At 63.0% G+C, this 16,175-nt stretch carries 16 protein-coding genes; 6 read left to right on the top strand and 10 right to left on the bottom strand.

Features of this window, described 5'->3' with window-relative positions:
- Positions 1–65: 65 nt before the first annotated feature.
- The 7 genes from ACHMXK_RS18685 to ACHMXK_RS18655 are packed head-to-tail and all read right to left on the bottom strand — an operon-like array spanning position 66 to position 7,141.
- Positions 66–458: a VOC family protein gene (locus ACHMXK_RS18685; RefSeq protein ID WP_397442020.1), complete on the bottom strand. Its 393-nt coding sequence runs from the start codon at positions 456–458 to the stop codon at positions 66–68.
- Positions 455–1,396, bottom strand: a complete 942-nt coding sequence (locus ACHMXK_RS18680) for a hydroxymethylglutaryl-CoA lyase (RefSeq protein ID WP_397442018.1) — start codon at positions 1,394–1,396, stop codon at positions 455–457. Before ACHMXK_RS18680 ends, ACHMXK_RS18685 begins: the two co-directional genes overlap by 4 nt.
- Complete coding sequence (locus tag ACHMXK_RS18675) at positions 1,393–2,613, bottom strand: CaiB/BaiF CoA transferase family protein (RefSeq protein WP_397442017.1); 1,221 nt, start codon at positions 2,611–2,613, stop codon at positions 1,393–1,395. Before ACHMXK_RS18675 ends, ACHMXK_RS18680 begins: the two co-directional genes overlap by 4 nt.
- Before the next feature lie 37 nt (positions 2,614–2,650).
- Entirely contained in the window at positions 2,651–3,592 is a 942-nt protein-coding gene (locus tag ACHMXK_RS18670) for a LysR family transcriptional regulator (RefSeq protein ID WP_397442016.1), read from the bottom strand.
- A gap of 6 nt (positions 3,593–3,598) precedes the next feature.
- The gene (locus ACHMXK_RS18665) at positions 3,599–3,931 is read right to left on the bottom strand and encodes a polyhydroxyalkanoic acid system family protein (protein WP_397442015.1); all 333 of its coding nucleotides are present in this window, start codon (positions 3,929–3,931) and stop codon (positions 3,599–3,601) included.
- Positions 3,932–3,956: 25 nt separating this feature from the next.
- Entirely contained in the window at positions 3,957–5,033 is a 1,077-nt protein-coding gene (locus tag ACHMXK_RS18660) for an aminopeptidase (protein ID WP_397442014.1), read from the bottom strand.
- A gap of 5 nt (positions 5,034–5,038) precedes the next feature.
- Positions 5,039–7,141: a molybdopterin-dependent oxidoreductase gene (locus ACHMXK_RS18655; RefSeq protein WP_397442013.1), complete on the bottom strand. Its 2,103-nt coding sequence runs from the start codon at positions 7,139–7,141 to the stop codon at positions 5,039–5,041.
- Positions 7,142–7,474: 333 nt separating this feature from the next.
- Here ACHMXK_RS18655 and ACHMXK_RS18650 point away from each other — a divergent pair, with 333 nt between their 5' ends.
- The 6 genes from ACHMXK_RS18650 (at position 7,475) to ACHMXK_RS18625 (ending at position 13,805) form a co-directional block, all read left to right on the top strand.
- The gene (locus ACHMXK_RS18650; protein ID WP_397442012.1) at positions 7,475–8,329 is read left to right on the top strand and encodes a decaprenyl-phosphate phosphoribosyltransferase; all 855 of its coding nucleotides are present in this window, start codon (positions 7,475–7,477) and stop codon (positions 8,327–8,329) included.
- Positions 8,326–9,255 carry a YbhN family protein gene (locus ACHMXK_RS18645; protein WP_397442011.1) on the top strand — a complete coding sequence of 310 codons (930 nt, stop codon included), beginning with the start codon at positions 8,326–8,328 and terminating at the stop codon, positions 9,253–9,255. Before ACHMXK_RS18650 ends, ACHMXK_RS18645 begins: the two co-directional genes overlap by 4 nt.
- Positions 9,256–9,264: 9 nt before the next feature.
- Positions 9,265–10,833: an ArnT family glycosyltransferase gene (locus tag ACHMXK_RS18640; protein WP_397442010.1), complete on the top strand. Its 1,569-nt coding sequence runs from the start codon at positions 9,265–9,267 to the stop codon at positions 10,831–10,833.
- A 171-nt stretch (positions 10,834–11,004) separates the two neighbouring features.
- Positions 11,005–11,481, top strand: coding sequence for an HAD-IB family hydrolase (locus ACHMXK_RS18635; RefSeq protein WP_397442009.1), 477 nt, complete (start codon positions 11,005–11,007; stop codon positions 11,479–11,481).
- Positions 11,482–11,514: 33 nt separating this feature from the next.
- Positions 11,515–12,711 (top strand): M20 aminoacylase family protein, encoded by a 1,197-nt coding sequence (locus ACHMXK_RS18630; protein WP_397442008.1) that lies wholly within the window; start codon positions 11,515–11,517, stop codon positions 12,709–12,711.
- On the top strand, positions 12,708–13,805 hold the full coding sequence (locus ACHMXK_RS18625) for a M14 family metallopeptidase (protein WP_397442007.1): 1,098 nt from the start codon (positions 12,708–12,710) through the stop codon (positions 13,803–13,805). Before ACHMXK_RS18630 ends, ACHMXK_RS18625 begins: the two co-directional genes overlap by 4 nt.
- A 78-nt stretch (positions 13,806–13,883) precedes the next feature.
- On the opposite strand, the gene ACHMXK_RS18620 is transcribed toward ACHMXK_RS18625, so the two are convergent.
- The 3 genes from ACHMXK_RS18620 to ACHMXK_RS18610 all read right to left on the bottom strand — a co-directional run bounded on the left by ACHMXK_RS18620 (position 13,884) and on the right by ACHMXK_RS18610 (position 16,032).
- Positions 13,884–14,657, bottom strand: coding sequence for a hypothetical protein (locus tag ACHMXK_RS18620; RefSeq protein WP_397442005.1), 774 nt, complete (start codon positions 14,655–14,657; stop codon positions 13,884–13,886).
- A gap of 33 nt (positions 14,658–14,690) precedes the next feature.
- Positions 14,691–15,350, bottom strand: coding sequence for a TetR/AcrR family transcriptional regulator (locus ACHMXK_RS18615; protein WP_397442004.1), 660 nt, complete (start codon positions 15,348–15,350; stop codon positions 14,691–14,693).
- Positions 15,351–15,519: 169 nt separating this feature from the next.
- A complete protein-coding gene (locus tag ACHMXK_RS18610; RefSeq protein WP_397442003.1) occupies positions 15,520–16,032 on the bottom strand; it encodes a phasin family protein in 513 nt (170 codons plus the stop codon).
- Positions 16,033–16,175: the final 143 nt, after the last annotated feature.

Below are 16,175 nucleotides of genomic sequence, written 5' to 3'. Positions count from 1 at the left end.
TTGTCTCCGGGATAGTTCTGGATAAAAAGAAAAGAGGAAATACAAAGAAGTGCTGCGGCCGGCCCTCAGGCCAGCTCGGAAATTTCGATCAGGTTCAGGTCCGGGTCGCGGACATACACCGAGCGGATTTTTTGCGTGGCACCGGTGCGCAGGACCGGGCCTTCGAGCAGGGGCCAGTTCTCGCGTTGCAGGCGTGCCATCACCTGTTCCAGCGGCAGGCTGGCGATGAAACACAGGTCCAGCGAACCCGGCACTGGCAGATGCGCCTTGGGTTCAAACTCCGCGCCCTGGACATGCAGGTTGATTTTTTGCTTGCCAAAAGTGAAGGCTTGGCGTGTGACCGGCGGCGTGCCGCCGACAAAACTTTCCAGCGTCATGCCCAACACCCGCGTGTAAAAGTCCACGCAGGCCGCTTCGTGGGCCGTGGTCAGCACCAAGTGGTCAAGATGGCTGATCACGCGAACTGCTCCCGCAACTCCGCCACAAAGGCCGGCGCCGGATGCAGATCTTGAATCCGTCCGGCCTTGGCGACCTGGCCGGGGACTTCATGGCCGACGATGTCAGGCATCTGGCGCGCAATCGCCAACAGCTTGGGCAAATCCATGCCGGTGTTGTAACCCATGGCGTCCAGCATGTGGATGGCGTCTTCGCTGCTGATGTTGCCGCTGGCGCCGGGCGCGTAAGGACAGCCACCCAGGCCGCCCAGCGAGCCGTCAAACCGCGTGATACCGTCCTGCACCGCGGCCAGCACATTGGCCAGGCCCATGCCACGTGTGTTGTGAAAATGCAGGGTCAGTTGCAGCTGGGAGAAACGCTGCTGCAGCGCCTCCACCATGCGGCCGACCTGGGCCGGATGCGCCATGCCGGTGGTGTCGCAAATCGTCACGCCGCGTACACCCTGGTCGGCAAAACGTTCAACCCATGCCAACACGCCTTCCAGCGGCACATCACCTTCCATGGGACAGCCAAAGCAGCAGGACAGCGAGACATTGATGGGGGTTCGCCCGTCCACCAGCTGGATGACTTCCGACAGCGCCGCAAAGCTGCGCACCATGGGCATGCGCAGATTCGCCAGGTTGTGTGTTTCGGAGGTGGACATAACGAGGTTGAGTTCGTCGGCTTGGGCTTCCAGCGCGCGTTCTGCGCCACGTAAGTTGGGCACCAGCACCGTGTATTCGACACCCGGGACGCGGCGGATGCGGCCCATAACTTCGTCGGCGTCGCGCAACATCGGTATCGCCTTGGGCGAGGTGAAGGAGGTGACCTCGATTTTGGCGTAGCCGCATTCGCTCAGGGCGTCGACCAGCGCCACCTTGGTGTCGGTCGCGATAAAAGCCGGCTCGATCTGGAAACCGTCGCGCGTGGCGACTTCATTAAAGTAAATGCGTTGTTTCATGACACGATGCCTTTGTCTTTCAGACCCTGGATTTGTTGCGGGGTGAGGCCGAGTTCCTGCAACACGGCATCGCTGTCCTGTCCCAGTGCGGGCGCATTGCGCCTGTGGCCGCCCGGGGTGGCCGACAGCTTGGGCACAATGCCGGGCACCATCAGGCTGCTGCCGTCGTCCATCAACACCTGGCCCAACATGCCGCGCGCCTGGTAATGCGGATCGGCCGCAATATCGGCCACGCTGTAGATGCGGCCTGCCGGCACCGAAGCCTTGTCCAGCAGCGCCAGCACCTCGTCCACGGTGCGCTGCGCGGCCCACTCGCCGATGGAGGCGTCGATTTCCGCCACACGCGCCACGCGGCCGGCGTTGTCGGCCAACGCCGGATCGGCGGCGAGGTCGTCGCGGCCTATCACGGCCATCAAACGTTTGAAAATGCTGTCGCCGTTGCCGGCAATCAAGGCATAGCCATTGTCATTGCAGCGGTAGGCATTGCTGGGCGCGATGCCGGGCAGGGCGCTGCCGGCCGGGCCACGCACGGCGCCAAACGCGCTGTATTCGGGCAACAGGCTTTCCATGCAGTTGAACACCGCTTCGTACAGTGCCACATCGATCACCTGACCCTGGCCGGAGGCATGGCGGTGCTGCAGCGCCAGCAGGATGCCGATCACGCCGTGCAAGGCAGCCAAAGTGTCGCCTATGCTGACACCGACGCGCACCGGCACGCGTCCGGGCTCGCCGGTCAGATGGCGCAGGCCGCTCATGGCTTCGGCCACCACGCCGAAACCCGGCCGGTCGCGGTAAGGCCCGGTTTGGCCGTAGCCGCTGATACGTAACATGATCAAACGCGGGTTGAGCTTGAGCAACTCGTCAGGCCCCAGGCCCCAGCCTTCCATGGCGCCGGGGCGGAAGTTCTCGATCAACACGTCGGATTCGAGCGCCAGCTTGCGCACGATGTCCTGCGCTTGCGGCATCTTGAGGTCCAGCGCCAGTGACCGTTTGTTGCGCGACTGCACCTGCCACCAGACCGAGGTGCCGTCTTTGAGCAGCCGCCATTTGCGCAACGGGTCGCCCGCGCCCGGTGGTTCGATCTTGACCACGTCGGCGCCGAAGTCGGCCAGTGTCTTGGCGGCAAACGGCCCGGCGATCAGTTGTCCGAGTTCGAGAACCTTGAGGCCCGTCAAAGGACCAGTGGAGGGGCCGGCGGAGGAAGAAGTGATGTCCATGGCCGCGGAGTGTGCCGCCGCGGCCCGTGCGCGTCTATTACTGCTTGCGGCGCCCGGGCTTCGCATTTTGCGAAGCCTCGGCCAGAAAATCCACCAGCGCGAGGATGCCTGCATCATTCTGGCCAAGCGCCGTGGCCACCAGCAGGCGGCGCTGCGCCCAGCTGTCGGATAGCGGCCGCCAGGCGAGTTTCATGCCTTTCACAATCGGCAGGCTGGCGCCTTTGGGCAAGACCGCAATGCCCAGGCCCGAGGCCACCATGTGGCAGACCGCGTCAAAGCTGCGCACCTGCATGCGCAGCTTGAGTGGCCGGTTCGCGGCCAGGGCGGTTTGTTGCTGTTTTTGCAGCATGGCGGCGCCGGCGGTCAGGCTGACCCATTCCTCGTCCAACGTGTCGACAAAAGCCAGCGGGGTTTTGCTGCCGGCGAGACGATGCTTGGCGGGCAACACCAGCACCAGTTCGTCCTCGCGAAAAAGCCGGGTCGCCAGGCCGGTGGTGTCCGGCCCTTCGACAAACACCGCGACATCGGCCCGGCCTTCGCGCAGCGTGGTCACCACGGCTTCCGAGACCTGTTCCTCCAGGTCCACACGCACCTGCGGATGCAGCTGGCCGTATTGCGCCAGCAAGGTCGGCAGGAACTGGCTGATGGCCGCGCTGCTGGCGCACAGACTGATGTGGCGCGCAATGCCCTGGCGCAAATCGGCGAGTTCGCCGCCCAGGTGCTCCATGGTTTGCAGCAGGGTCAAGCCGTGTTTGACAAACACGCGGCCGGCCGCCGTGGGCAGCAGGCCGCGTGCATGGCGCTCGAACAAGGTGTCGCCCAGCGCGCTTTCAAGCTCGCGGATACGCCGGCTGGCCGCCGCCAGCGCCAGGTGTGAATCGCGCGCGGCGGCGGTCAGGCTGCCGGTCTGGGCGCAGGCCACCGCCAGGCGGATGGACACCAGGTCGAATCTCGCCAGGTTGTAGGCGGCAGTGGCCACGCTGGCTCAGGCTTTCTTTTTCACAGCGGCTTTTTTGGCGGCAGGCGCTTTTTGGGCCAGCAGTGCATCCAGGTTTTTCACGATTTCGCCTTCGATCTTGTCCTTGAAGGCACCGAGCAGAAAACCCAGTTGAGCGTCGAGCTCCAACATGTCCGGCGTGACCTTGAGTTCGCCACTGACGCCGGAACGGGTGAAGCTCACGAGGTCGGCGCTGTCGCCTTCTTCGTAGGTGCAGGCCATGTCGAACTTTTCTTCAGCCATCTCGGCCCATTTGAAAGCGACTTTGCGTGCTTCGAGCAGGCCCAGGCTGTGTTTGCGTTCGATATGGATGTTGGCCATGGGGGTCTCCGTGTGTATGTGGCGTCTAAGGCGTGGCGAGGATTTTCTGGCGTTCGTCCTTGGGCAAACGGGCCAGTCGCTTGGCCTCATCATAAAACGCCCGCCAGTGGCCGCCCTGGCGCGCAAACAGCGCTTCAAAGCCGGGCACCAGTTCGTCGTAGGCGGCTTGCGCGCCAAAGGAGGCGTTGTTGGCCTGGGCGACCCAGCGGTCGTAGCCGGCGGTGCTGCCGGCCGGGCCGCGCCAGCCGGTCTTGAGTTCGGCATAACGCGCACGGAAATTTTCAAGCGCTATATTTTTCATAGCTATTTGCGCTGATCGGGTAAGGGCTGGGTCCTGATTTTCTTCATAAATGGCGGCCAATTCGCGGCGTGTGGCCTGGGTCAAGGCGCGAAACTGCTGGCGCCTGGTTTCCAGCGCCGCATAGTCGCGTTGCGCATTGGCGGAGCCGGATACGGCCAGCCAGCGGGCGACACCCAGGCGTTCAACCGCTGTCGCAAACGACTCGTTGAACACCGTGTCGTCTTTGGCATACAAGACCTGGTGCGCCAGCTCGTGAAAAATCAGGCGCGCCAGATCGCCCTCGGGGTAGGCCACAAAGGTGTTGAGCAAGGGGTCGCCGCCGGCCCAGTTCATCCAGCCCAAGGTGGAGTAGGCCGGGATGCCTGCCACCGCAACGTCCAGGCCCTGAGCTTGCAGGCGCGCAGCTTCGGCCCGGGCTTGTCTCTCGTCAAAATAACCGCGGTAACCGACACAGCCGGCCACCGGGAAACACCAGGTCTGCAGTTTCAGCGACAGGGCGGGCGCGGCCGTCACGTTCCAGACCACGGCGGGGCGGTGCAGGTCGGCATAACGCTGGTAACTCGCGTTGTCGGGCAGTTGCAACTCGCTGACGGCAAAGCGGCGTATGCGCTGGGCCAGTTCCAGCCTGGCCTTGAGCGGGGCGGGTGTCTGGCTTTCGTCCAGCCAGTCCTGCACCGGTCGCGCCGCGTTCATCACCTGCAGATGGCCGCTGACCGACTGCCAGTAATACGCCGTGCTGCTGCAGCCGCCCAGGCCCAGCAGCGCCGCGAGGGCCAAAGAAGATCGGAGTGAGGCAGACACCCGTTTTAGAGGCTGGCGGCGCTGTCGAGTTGCACCTCCACCAGGCAGTCGTAAAACACCGGGCCGCGCCCGAGGTCGGTCAGATGCTGGCTGGTCAGCTGGTTGACGTTGCTGCCGTCCAGGCCCAGTTTGCGCCACCAGACACCCAGGCCGTGGACCACGCCGGGTCGGGCGCGTGCGGATACCTTGGCCTTGCAGCGGTATTCGCCGCGCTGGTTGAAGACCCTGACGACGGCACCGCTGACAATGCCGCGCGCCGCGGCGTCATCGGCATGGATTTCCAGCAGCGGTTCCCCTTCGATGTCGCGCAGGCTTTTGACGTTGACAAAGCTGGAGTTCAAAAAATTGCGTGCCGGCGGCGAAATCATGGCCAGCGGAAAGTCACTGGAGCTGCCGGCGGTTTCGTAGTTGGGGATATGGTCGGGCAAGCCGTCCAGGCCCTGGGCCGCCAAGCGCGCGCTGAAAAACTCGCATTTGCCCGAAGGGGTGGGGAAGTGGCCGTTGGCAAACGGCGCGTCGGGCACGGGCAGGGTGGCAAAACCCTGGTCCAGCAGTTCCTGGAAATTGATCTTGTCGCCATCCGGGTGGCTGAAGGCCGTGCGGCACAGGGTTTCATCGTCGTCGGCAAAACAGGGATCGGTGAAACCCATGCGTGCGGCCAGCGCCCGGAAAATCGCGGTGTTGGGCCAGGCCTGCCCCAACGCTGCAATCGCCGGGCGATTCAGCAAGACATCGGTGTGACCATAAGCGGTGTGGATGTCCCAGTGTTCGAGCTGGGTGGTGGCCGGCAGGATGAAGTCGGCGTAGTCGGCGGTGTCGGTCTGGAAATGCTCCAGCACCACGGTGAACAAGTCTTCACGTTCAAAACCGCGCACCACCTGGCCGGACTCGGGCGCAACCGCGACCGGGTTGCTGTTGTAAACGATCAGCGCTTCTATTTTTGGGCCAAAGGCTGGCGAGCTGTCTTTCAGCAGGTCGTTGCCGATGGTGCTCATGTTGATGGTGCGCGGCCAGCGGCCGGCCAGCAAATCGGGCCGCTGCAACGCCGCCTTGTTGACCGGAAACATGCCCGAGCTGGACAGCAACAGGCCGCCGGCGCGTTGCCGCCAGGCGCCGGTCAGCGCCGGCAGGCAGGCAATCGCACGTGCCGCATTGCCGCCGCCGCGTACCCGTTGCATGCCGTAGTTCAGGCGTATCGCGGCCGGTTGGGTGTTGCCGTAGTCGCGCGCCAGTGCTTTGATCTGTTCCATCGGCACGCCGCAGACCTGCGCGGCGCGTTCGGGCGGCCAGCCTAATGCGCGTTCTTTCAAGGCGGCCCAGCCGACGGTGTGTTGGTCGATGTAATCGTGGTCCAGCCAGTCGTTGACGATCAGCTCGTGCATCAGGCCCAAGGCCAGCGCGGCGTCGGTGCCGGGCCGCAGCGCGATGTGTTCATGGCATTTTTCGGCGGTTTCGGTTTTGCGCGGGTCGATGCAGACCACGCGGGCGCCCTGGCGTTTGGCTTCCTGCACATACCGCCAGAAATGCAGGTTGCTGGCAATCGAGTTGCTGCCCCAGATGATGATCAACTGGCTTTCGGCAAAAAACTCGACCTTCATGCCGACCTTGCCGCCCAGGGTTTGCGTCACGGCTTCGCCGCCGGCGGCCGAACAAATCGTGCGGTCCAGCAGGGAGGCGCCCAAGTGGTTGAAAAAACGTGCCGCCATGCTTTCGCTTTGCACCAGGCCCATGGTGCCGGCGTAGCTGTAGGGGACGATGGCCTCGGGGTTGCGGCTGGCAATCGTCTGCAGGCGGTCGGCGATTTCGTCCAGCGCGGCCTCCCAGCTCACAGGCTCAAAACGCCCAGCACCCTTGGGACCCACACGTTTGAGCGGCTGCAGGATACGTTCGGGATGGTAGCTGCGTTCGGTGTAACGCGAGACCTTGGTGCACAACACGCCGCCAGTCTGCGCATGATCCGGGTTGCCCTGGACCTTGAGGGCGATGCCGTTTTCGACCGTGGTCAGCAGGGAGCAGGTGTCCGGGCAGTCATGCGGGCAGGCGCCACGCACTTTGAGCGTTTCTTGCGCTGCGCCGGGGCCGGGGGAGAGGCTGAGGGTGGGGTTCATGAATCAAACAATGGTTTTTTGCGTGGCCAGCCCTCATCGTAGCGGCCTTGTTGCTGGCCGGCACAGCGGTGGCACGGGCGTCATCGTGGTGGCCTGCTGGGGGCGTTTCCTGCCGGTCTACAGCTTGGGTCGCGTTTTGCTATTGTTTGTATAGCGTCTTACGCAGGTGTTGTAAGGGCTGGAGGCCAATTTATTGCATAAAATAGGCTGTGGCGAGCGGGCGGCGCCTGGCGTGCCGGCCTGCGTCGCCAGTCTGGCGGCCATGTCAGTTATGCTTGACGCCGACCGGCCCTGTCCCATGCGCCGGCATCCCATCACCCCTGCTTATTTTCCATGCGTTTATTGCTCAGCCTTGCCACCCTGATGCGGCCCCACCAATGGCTGAAGAATGCCTTTGTGTTCGCCGGTCTGGTGTTCAGCCAGAACTGGCAGGATGGGCCGCTGTTTCTGAAGGTGCTCACCGCTTTTGCCGCGTTTTGCTGTTTTTCCAGCCTGGTTTACATCGTCAACGACTGGCATGACCGCGACGCGGATGCCCGCCATCCGGTGAAGCGGCACCGGCCGCTGGCCAGCGGCGCGGTGTCGCCGACGGCCGCCCTGGTGCTGGCGGCGCTGCTGCTGGCGGCGGGTGTGTGGCTGGCAGCGGGCAACCCGACCTTGCTGTTGCTGCTGGCCATCTATGTGGCGCTGAACCTGGCGTATTCCTGGCGGCTCAAGCAGATTCCGGTGGTGGATGTGAGCATCATTGCCTCGGGTTTCATGCTCAGGCTGCTGGCCGGCACCCTGGCCGTGGGTATCTTGCCATCGCGCTGGTTGTTGCTGACGGGTTTGTTCATCGCCCTGTTTCTGGGATTTTCCAAACGCAAGGCCGAGAGTTTTCACGACGAGGCCAATCAGCGGGCCGTGCTGGAGCATTACCCACCGGCCCTGCTGGACATGTTCATGTCCGTGACCATGACCGCCACCTTGATCACCTACAGTCTGTTCGCCACCAGCACCGAAGCGCTGCAGCAACATGGCCAGCGCCTGGTTTACACCGTGCCCATCGTGATTTTTGCGCTCTTGCGTTATGCCTACCAGGTGCACCGCGGCCGGGGCGAGGATGTGTCGCGCGACCTGCTGCGTGACCCCTGGATTCTGCTGGCGATGGCGGCCTGGCTGCTGGTGTTTCTGGGACGCCGATTTTGAACGCGGCGGACCGGCCGGCCAGCCGCCTGCCGCTCAAACAGCTGTTGCTGGTCCTGGGGGCGGCTGCCACGGCCTACGCGGTGGCGCTGGTGCTGTCCGGAGACAGCCCCGCGGCGCCGTTGCAGCGGCTCTGGTCGCTCGCCGGCCTGCAGGCCGCGGCGCTGTGTGTCCTGAACTACCTGCTGCGCGGCTTGCGCTGGCGGCTCTGGATGGCCCATTACGGCCGGCCCCTGGGCCTGTTGCAAGGGCTGCGGCTTTACCTCGCGGGTTACACCTTCACGCCGACCCCGGGCAATATCGGCGAGGCCGCGCGTGGCCTGCTGCTGGCGCGCAACCCCTTGAGCACCCCGCAAAGCCTGGCGATTTTTGGCGCCGAGCGGCTGGCCGATTTGTTGGGCCTGCTGCTGATGGGCCTGCCGGTGCTGGGCTGGTTGCTCCAACTGGGCGGGGCGCGTGTGGCCTGGAGCCTGGTGTTGCTGGCCGGGCTGGCCGGCGGGGTGGTGCTGGCGCTGATGTTCAAGTTTCGCGGGCTGTTGCTGCCGCGTGTGGCCTGGCTGCACGATGCCTGGCGCTGCCTGGCGACCCGGCCGCTGCGGTGGCTGGGCCTGACATTGGTGGCCTGGGCCGCGCAGGGGCTGGCCGTCTGGCTCTTGTGCCGCGAAGCCGGTTTGTCCATTGGCGTGCTGCAGGCGGCCGGTTTTTATGCGGTGGCCATGGTGGGCGGCGCCTTGTCGCTGTTGCCGGCCGGTCTGGGCGGCACGGAGGCCTTGTTGACCGGTTTGCTGGTGAGCCAGGGCGCCAGCGCCGCGCTGGCGCTGGGCATCACGGTGCAGGTCCGGGTGGTGACCTTGTGGCTGGCCGTGGCCCTAGGCGCGCTGGCACTGGTCTATAGTGCCGCCATTCGCCACGAAATCAGTTTCAGGTAGTTTTCACACATGACCCAACGTCCCGGCGCCTTTGCCGCTTTTTCCGCCGCCGCTTCTTCCCTCTCCGTCACCCGCTGGCTGATCATCGTCGGTGCCTTGTCGCTGGCGCTGCGGCTCTGGATCTCGGCAACCTTCCCGATCACCGGCGACGAGGCTTTTTTCTACTGGTGGGGGGTCTACCCGGACTGGGGTTATTACGACCATCCGCCCATGGTCGGCTGGCTGATCGCCCTGATGCGCGCGACCTTGGGCGACACCTTGTGGTCGATTCGCCTGCCCGTGGTCCTGCTGCCGCTGGCGCTGGGCGCCCTGGTCGGCTGGGCCTTGTCGCCGCTGGACAAAACCCGTGCCGCCTGGGCCGTGGTGTTGTTCTGGCTCGCACCCATCAACTGGCTCAACACCCTGATCACCACCGACACGCCGCTGATTTTCTGGTCGGTTTTGTCGGTTGCCCTGTTGTTGCGCGCCGAAAAGCGTGAGCGCCTGGACCGCACGGCCTGGGCGCAATATGCGCTGGCCGGCCTGTTCCTGGGCTGCGCCTTTTTGTCCAAATATTTCTCGGTGGTGCTGGGCCTGACCTACCTGGTTTATTTTGTGTTGTACCGGCGCGAGCGCTGGGCCGCGTTTGTTGTGCTGGTGCTGTGTGCCTTGCCGGGCCCGGCCATCAACATTGCCTACAACATGTCGCACGGCTGGTCGAACATCATGTTCAACCTCTACAACCGCAACGAAGGTGAGGCCTTTGCCTGGTACAAGCCGCTGCTCTACGTGCTCATGCTGGTTTACCTGGCGACGCCGGCCGCCGCCTGGCTGGTCTGGAAGCAGCGCAGCGCGCTGGCCGCCGTGTCGCGCCAGCAACGTCTGCTGGCCTGTGTGGTGCTGGTGCCGCTGCTGTTTTTTGCCTTGCTGGCGTTCAAAAAAGTGGTGGGCCTGCACTGGGTCTTGTCGTTTTACCCGTTTGGGTTTGCGCTGCTGGCCTTTGCGCTGCCACTGGACAAGCTCAAGTCCTGTGCGCTGGGCATGGCGGCTTTTGCCGCACTCCATGTGCTGATCGTGGCCGGTCTGTATGCCACGTCGCTGGCGGACTGGAAAAAAGTCCCGCTTTACCCGCAAATCATCCGCAGCTACAAAACCACGGACATGTTGCAGCAGGTAAAAGCGCCCGGCGTGGTGTTGATGTCCAACGCCTACACCCCCGCGTCGATTTACGGCTACACCTTGCGCGACTACGTGCCGGTGTTTGGTCCGGGTAACTTCCATGCGCGCCAGGACGACATGCTGGTTGATTTTTCGATCTACCAGGGCAAGACGGTGCGCATCATCCACATGGGAATCCCCCCGCGGCTGGAGGACTACGCGCCTTATTTCGACAGCGTGCAGGTGCTCAATTTCTCGCAGGACGGCGTGCCTTTTTACGCGGTGGAAGGCATCAATTTCAATTATCCGGCTTACAAAAGCGGGGTCTTGTCCACCATCTACAAGCGTTACTACAACATCCCATCCTGGCTGCCCATGACTGGCTGCCCATTTTGTGAACGCCTGTGTGGCCAGGTGCGATGCGAGAAACCCCTGCCTTGACAGATGCTGCTGCGCAGCCGGCCGTGGAGCTTGCCGCCTTCGATTTCGACGGAACGCTGACGCGGCGCGACACCTTGTTGCCCTACCTGGTCCGTTACCTGGGCTGGCCGCGATTTTTCGGGCGTCTTGCTGCTCTGCAGCCCCTGGTTGGCGGCTTATGCTTGCCGCCTGATGAGCAACGAACGGGCCAAGGCCAGGTTGTTGAAGCTCAGTCTGGGTGGCCGCACCGAGCCAGAACTCGCGTCGTGGACGGCCGATTTTGTGGCGAACTATCTGCCGGGGCAATGGCAAGCCGACATGCTGGCACGGCTGCGGCAACACCAGCAACAAGGCCATCGCTGCGTGATGGTCAGTGCCTCGCCGGGCATTTATTTACACCGCGTCGGTGAGATGCTGGGCCTGGAGGCCGTGATCTGCACCGAGCTGGAGGTCCAGGACGGTGCGCTCACCGGCCGCCTGGCCACGCCCAATTGTTATGGCGAGGAAAAAGTGCGGCGCCTGCAGGCCTGGCTGCTAAGCCAGGGCCTGAACACACCTCTGGTGCTACATGCCTATGGGGATTCCCGCGGTGACGTGCCCCTGCTAAATCTGGCAGACTACGCTTGGTACAAAGGCCAACCCCGGGCTCGCCCAGCTTCTGCGAACTAGCAGGGCGGCAGGCCCGACTTTTCAGAGGTTTTCATGAAAGTCATTGATTCCATCGTCACCCAGGCCGCGGGCATTGCCGCCGTGCGCCGGGATATTCACGCGCATCCCGAGCTGTGTTTTCAAGAAGTGCGAACCGCCGATGTCGTGGCGCAAAAACTCACCGAATGGGGCATTCCCATGCACCGGGGCATGGGCACCACGGGGGTGGTGGGCATCATCAAAAATGGTACCTCGAACCGCGCCATCGGCCTGCGCGCCGACATGGACGCCTTGCCCATGCAGGAGTTCAACACCTTCGACCATGCCAGCAAACACCCCGGCAAGATGCACGCCTGCGGCCACGACGGCCACACGGCGATGTTGCTGGCGGCCGCGCAACACCTGGCCAAAAACCGCAATTTCGACGGCACGGTGTATCTGATTTTCCAGCCGGCGGAAGAGGGCGGCGGCGGTGCGCGCGAGATGATCAAGGATGGCCTGTTCGACAAATTCCCCATGGATGCCGTGTTCGGCATGCACAACTGGCCGGGCATGCCGGTCGGCACCTTTGCCGCCAGCCCGGGCCCGGTGATGGCCTCGACCAGCGAGTTCAAGATCACGATTCGCGGCAAGGGCGGCCACGCGGCCCTGCCGCACAACGGCATTGACCCGGTACCGGTGGCTTGCCAAATGGTGCAGGCCTTCCAGACCATCATCAGCCGAAATAAAAAGCCGGTCGATGCCGGCGTGATTTCGGTCACCATGATCCATGCTGGCGAGGCCACCAATGTGATCCCCGACAGCTGCGAGCTGCAGGGCACGGTGCGCACCTTCACGATGGAGGTGCTGGACATGATCGAGCAACGCATGAAACAGGTGGCCGAACATGTGTGCGCCGCACATGACGCCGAATGTGAATTTGCGTTCAAACGCAACTACCCGCCCACCGTCAACCACCCCCAGGAAACCGCGTTTGCGCGCGAGGTGATGGCCGGCATCGTCGGCGCCGCACAGGTGGTGGACCAGGAGCCGACCATGGGTGCGGAAGATTTCTCCTATATGTTGCAGGTCAAGCCGGGTGCCTATGTGTTTATTGCCAACGGCGACGGCACGCACCGCGAGATGGGCCATGGCGGCGGGCCGTGCATGTTGCACAACCCGAGTTATGACTTCAACGACGACCTGATCCCGCTGGGCGCCACCTTCTGGGTGCAACTGGCCGAAGGCTGGTTTGCCAAGGACGCCGCATGATAGGCGTGACCCAGGCGTTTTCCAAAAGTTATGCCGAAGCCCGTGTCAAGTTCCTGGAGGCCGCAGCCACCGCTGGCCTGGCCGTGGAATCGCAGTTACATCCCGAAGCCGGACGGGATGGCGAAGTCCTGGCCATGGACGTGGTGCGCGACGGCCCGGCCGATGCCCGTTCGCTGCTGATTGTCAGCAGCGCCTGCCACGGCGTCGAAGGTTATTGCGGTTCCGGCGTGCAGGTGTTTGCGCTGCATGACGCCGAGTGGCGTGCCAAGGCCCAGGCGCAGGGCGTGGCGGTGTTGTATGTGCATGCGCTGAATCCCTACGGTTTTTCGCATGTCCGGCGTACCACGCATGAAAACGTGGACCTGAACCGCAACTTCCAGGACTTCTCGCAGCCGCTGCCGGTCAACGAGGCTTACCGCGAGTTGCAGCCGCTGCTGCTGCCCGACGAGTGGCCACCGACCGAAGCCAATGCGGCGGCCACTGGCCGCTACATCAGCGAAAAAGGCATGGACGCCTACCAGGCCGCGATCACGCGGGGCCAGCATGAATTTCCCGAAGGCCTGTTTTTCGGCGGCACCGCGCCGACCTGGAGCAACCGGACCTTGCGCAAGGTCTTGCAGACCTACGGCCAAAGTGCGCGTCGCGTGGCCTGGATAGACATCCACACCGGCCTGGGCCCCAGCGGCATCGGTGAACGGATTTGCGCCTGCCGCGACGACAAGGCGGCCCTGGCGCGAGCCCGTGCCTGGTGGGACAACGGCGGGACCACACCGGTCACCTCGATTTACGATGGTTCGTCCAGCTCGGCCTTTTTGACCGGCCTGATGTGGAACTCCATCTACGAGGAATGCCCGCAGGCCGAATACACCGGCATCGCGATGGAATACGGCACCTTGCCGCCTTTCGAGATGATGCAGGCGCTGCGCGGTGAACACTGGCTCAACATCCACCGCGATGCGCCACCGGAGTTGGCCAAGCAGATCAAGACGCAGATGATGGACGCGTTTTACGTCGATACCGACGCCTGGAAAGGCCAGATCATCAGCCAGGCGCGGCAATCGCTGTTTCAGGCGGTGGATGGCCTGAGTTCATGAGATTTTAGGGTGCTAGCCCTTTAAGAACGGGCGCAGATAGCTATCAAAGATATAGCGCCTGCGCTTGGCCCTGCCGGCTCAGTCCTCCAGCTCGGCCTGGGCCATCTCCACGTCCAGCCGCTCCATCGCATCCAGCGGCTGGCAGGCGGCGGCCTGTTCATACAGCTTGGTGGCTTCCTTCATTTTTTTGTCGCCTTCCAGCATGACCATGCCATTGGCGTATTCGATCATGGCAATCGCCGAATGCGGGTTGAGCTTGATGGCCTCCCGGAACAGGGACAGGCCGGTGTCTTTTTTCGCGCCGTAAGTCATGCCGCCTATCAGTGAGCCGACCTTGTCGATCACCTCGGCGTGAAAGGCGGCCAGCGCGATGTGGGCATCGGCATGTTTGGGCGACAGGCGGATGGTTTGCTCCAGCGCATTTTTGACCTTGGTGCCCAGCCCTTGGGCCAGCGCCTTGGCCACACTGATGCCCTGGCCGTAACGGCCCAGCGCGTAGGCCTGCCAGTAGTAGGCATTGGCATCCTTGGGGTTGTCCGCCTGCTGGGCCTCGGCCCGTTCGGCGACTTCCATGAACAGATCCAGCTTGGTTTTTTCCTTGGTTTCCAGGTAATTGGCGTAAATGCTGGTGGCCTTGTTGGCGACCGTGAGGCCGGTGCCGCCCGCCTTGAGGCCGGCCTCCAGGGCTTTCTGGAACTCGCCATTGTGAAAAAACACCCAGGCTTGCAACACGGCGGCTTCCTTGGGCAGGGCTTCGCAGTCGCCCTGGTGCAGGCGGGCCCAGTTTTTCTTCAGGCTGGCAGCATCGAAGGCGTAGTCGCCGGTGTGTGGAAAAGCGGTCCATTTGGCCATCGGTCTCTCCTTGAAGCAGTTATTTTGAATGGATCAGGCAGCTTGACTGTACGCGCCCACCAGCGCCTGCAAATGCATGCGCTGGCCGGGCTCCAGGTAGGGGATCAACAAGTTCAGCACATGGTGCGCGCCGCGCAGCAGCGCGGCCTGGGCGTTGGCGGGCTCCAGCGCATTACGCGGATCACGCACGTATTCGAAACTGAGCCAATAGGTCAGCACCACCACCATGCTGGTGGCGGTGGCTTCGATTTCGCGTGAATCGATGCTCACGGCATTGGCCCGGCTCATGCTGTCCAGCATGGCCTTGACGGAGCGGGTCTTGTTTTTCAGCACCCACTGGAAGTGGGTTTCCAGGCGCCTGTTTTTGCTGAGCAAGTCGTTCAGGTCGCGGTACAAAAAACGGTATTGCCAGATCAGCTCGAACAGCGAATGCATGAAAAACCAGGCGTCTTCGACGTCACGCACGCTGTCGCTGGCGTTGAGCAGCTCGCTCAGCCCCCGCTCGTAGCGGTCAAACAGCGAGTTGATCAACTCGTCTTTGGCGGGGTAGTGGTAATACAGGTTGCCGGGGCTGATGCTGAGTTCGGCGGAAATCAGTGTGGTCGACACATTGGGCTCGCCGAAGCGATTGAACAGATCAAGCGTCACCTCCAGGATGCGTTCAGCAGTTCGGCGCGGCGCTTTTTTCGCCATGGTGTCTACCTCGTATTTTTTTCTACTCTAACCGACCGACCGGGGTGTTGGAAGTAGGGAATCACCGTGGGTGGGTGTTGGCTGAGTTTGCCGGGATGCCGCATGCGACTGCAAAAGCAGGCGTAAAAAAAGGACGCTGGAACGTCCTTTTTATTCGATGTGTTGAGCCTCAGGCCGACTTGCGAGCGACAGGTGCGCGTTTGGCGGCGGGCTTGCGCGCTGCGGACTTGGCTGCAGCGCGAGGCGCCGCTTTGGGCGTGGCGGCCGGCTTGGCGCTCATTTTCTGGACGTTCCTGTTGAGTTCGTCGATACGGGCGATGAGGGCGTCCACGTCTTTGGCCGAAGGCACGCCCAGCTTGTTCAGGGCTTTGGCCACACGTTCTTCAAAAATGTTTTCCAGCTTGTCCCACTGGTGGCCGGCCTTGGACGTGATGTCGGTGGCCATGGTGGCCATCTTGTTGGTGGCGGTGGAGATTTTTTCTTCCGCGACTGCCTGGGTCTTGCGCTGAATGGACAGGCCTTCCTTGACCAGGGTCTCAAACACTTTGCCGCCTTCTTCCTGTGCCTTCGAAAAAGCCCCCAGTCCAGCCAGCCAGATTTGTTGCGCGGACTCCTTGACGGCACCCGTGAGCTGCGGGGCGGATTTTTTGTCGGCGCTCATTTTTTGAAGTTTCTTGACCATGGGGAACTCCTGGCGGTAGGTGGTTGGTGGGTGGGCGTCGCATCCATGCGGAGCACAACTGGAAATGTAAGCCCTGCGGGCGCGCAGATTTAGGTGTGTGCTTCTAGAACGCTGGGGACCGGCCTCTATGGGAAACCAGGCGG

Source organism: Polaromonas sp. UC242_47 (assembly GCF_044452385.1).
Taxonomy (GTDB): Bacteria; Pseudomonadota; Gammaproteobacteria; order Burkholderiales; family Burkholderiaceae_C; genus Polaromonas.
Note: the sequence above shows the minus strand (reverse complement) of the source record. Positions and strands in the feature narration are given on the sequence as shown.

Coding starts and splice junctions, on each gene's coding strand:
- ACHMXK_RS18630 (WP_397442008.1), top strand. CDS start 11,515: ATGAAAGTCATTGATTCCATCGTCACCCAGGCCGCGGGCATTGCCGCC.
- ACHMXK_RS18615 (WP_397442004.1), bottom strand. CDS start 15,350: ATGGCGAAAAAAGCGCCGCGCCGAACTGCTGAACGCATCCTGGAGGTG.
- ACHMXK_RS18610 (WP_397442003.1), bottom strand. CDS start 16,032: ATGGTCAAGAAACTTCAAAAAATGAGCGCCGACAAAAAATCCGCCCCG.
- ACHMXK_RS18675 (WP_397442017.1), bottom strand. CDS start 2,613: ATGGACATCACTTCTTCCTCCGCCGGCCCCTCCACTGGTCCTTTGACG.
- ACHMXK_RS18655 (WP_397442013.1), bottom strand. CDS start 7,141: ATGAACCCCACCCTCAGCCTCTCCCCCGGCCCCGGCGCAGCGCAAGAA.
- ACHMXK_RS18650 (WP_397442012.1), top strand. CDS start 7,475: ATGCGTTTATTGCTCAGCCTTGCCACCCTGATGCGGCCCCACCAATGG.
- ACHMXK_RS18635 (WP_397442009.1), top strand. CDS start 11,005: ATGAGCAACGAACGGGCCAAGGCCAGGTTGTTGAAGCTCAGTCTGGGT.
- ACHMXK_RS18625 (WP_397442007.1), top strand. CDS start 12,708: ATGATAGGCGTGACCCAGGCGTTTTCCAAAAGTTATGCCGAAGCCCGT.
- ACHMXK_RS18680 (WP_397442018.1), bottom strand. CDS start 1,396: ATGAAACAACGCATTTACTTTAATGAAGTCGCCACGCGCGACGGTTTC.
- ACHMXK_RS18620 (WP_397442005.1), bottom strand. CDS start 14,657: ATGGCCAAATGGACCGCTTTTCCACACACCGGCGACTACGCCTTCGAT.
- ACHMXK_RS18640 (WP_397442010.1), top strand. CDS start 9,265: ATGACCCAACGTCCCGGCGCCTTTGCCGCTTTTTCCGCCGCCGCTTCT.
- ACHMXK_RS18665 (WP_397442015.1), bottom strand. CDS start 3,931: ATGGCCAACATCCATATCGAACGCAAACACAGCCTGGGCCTGCTCGAA.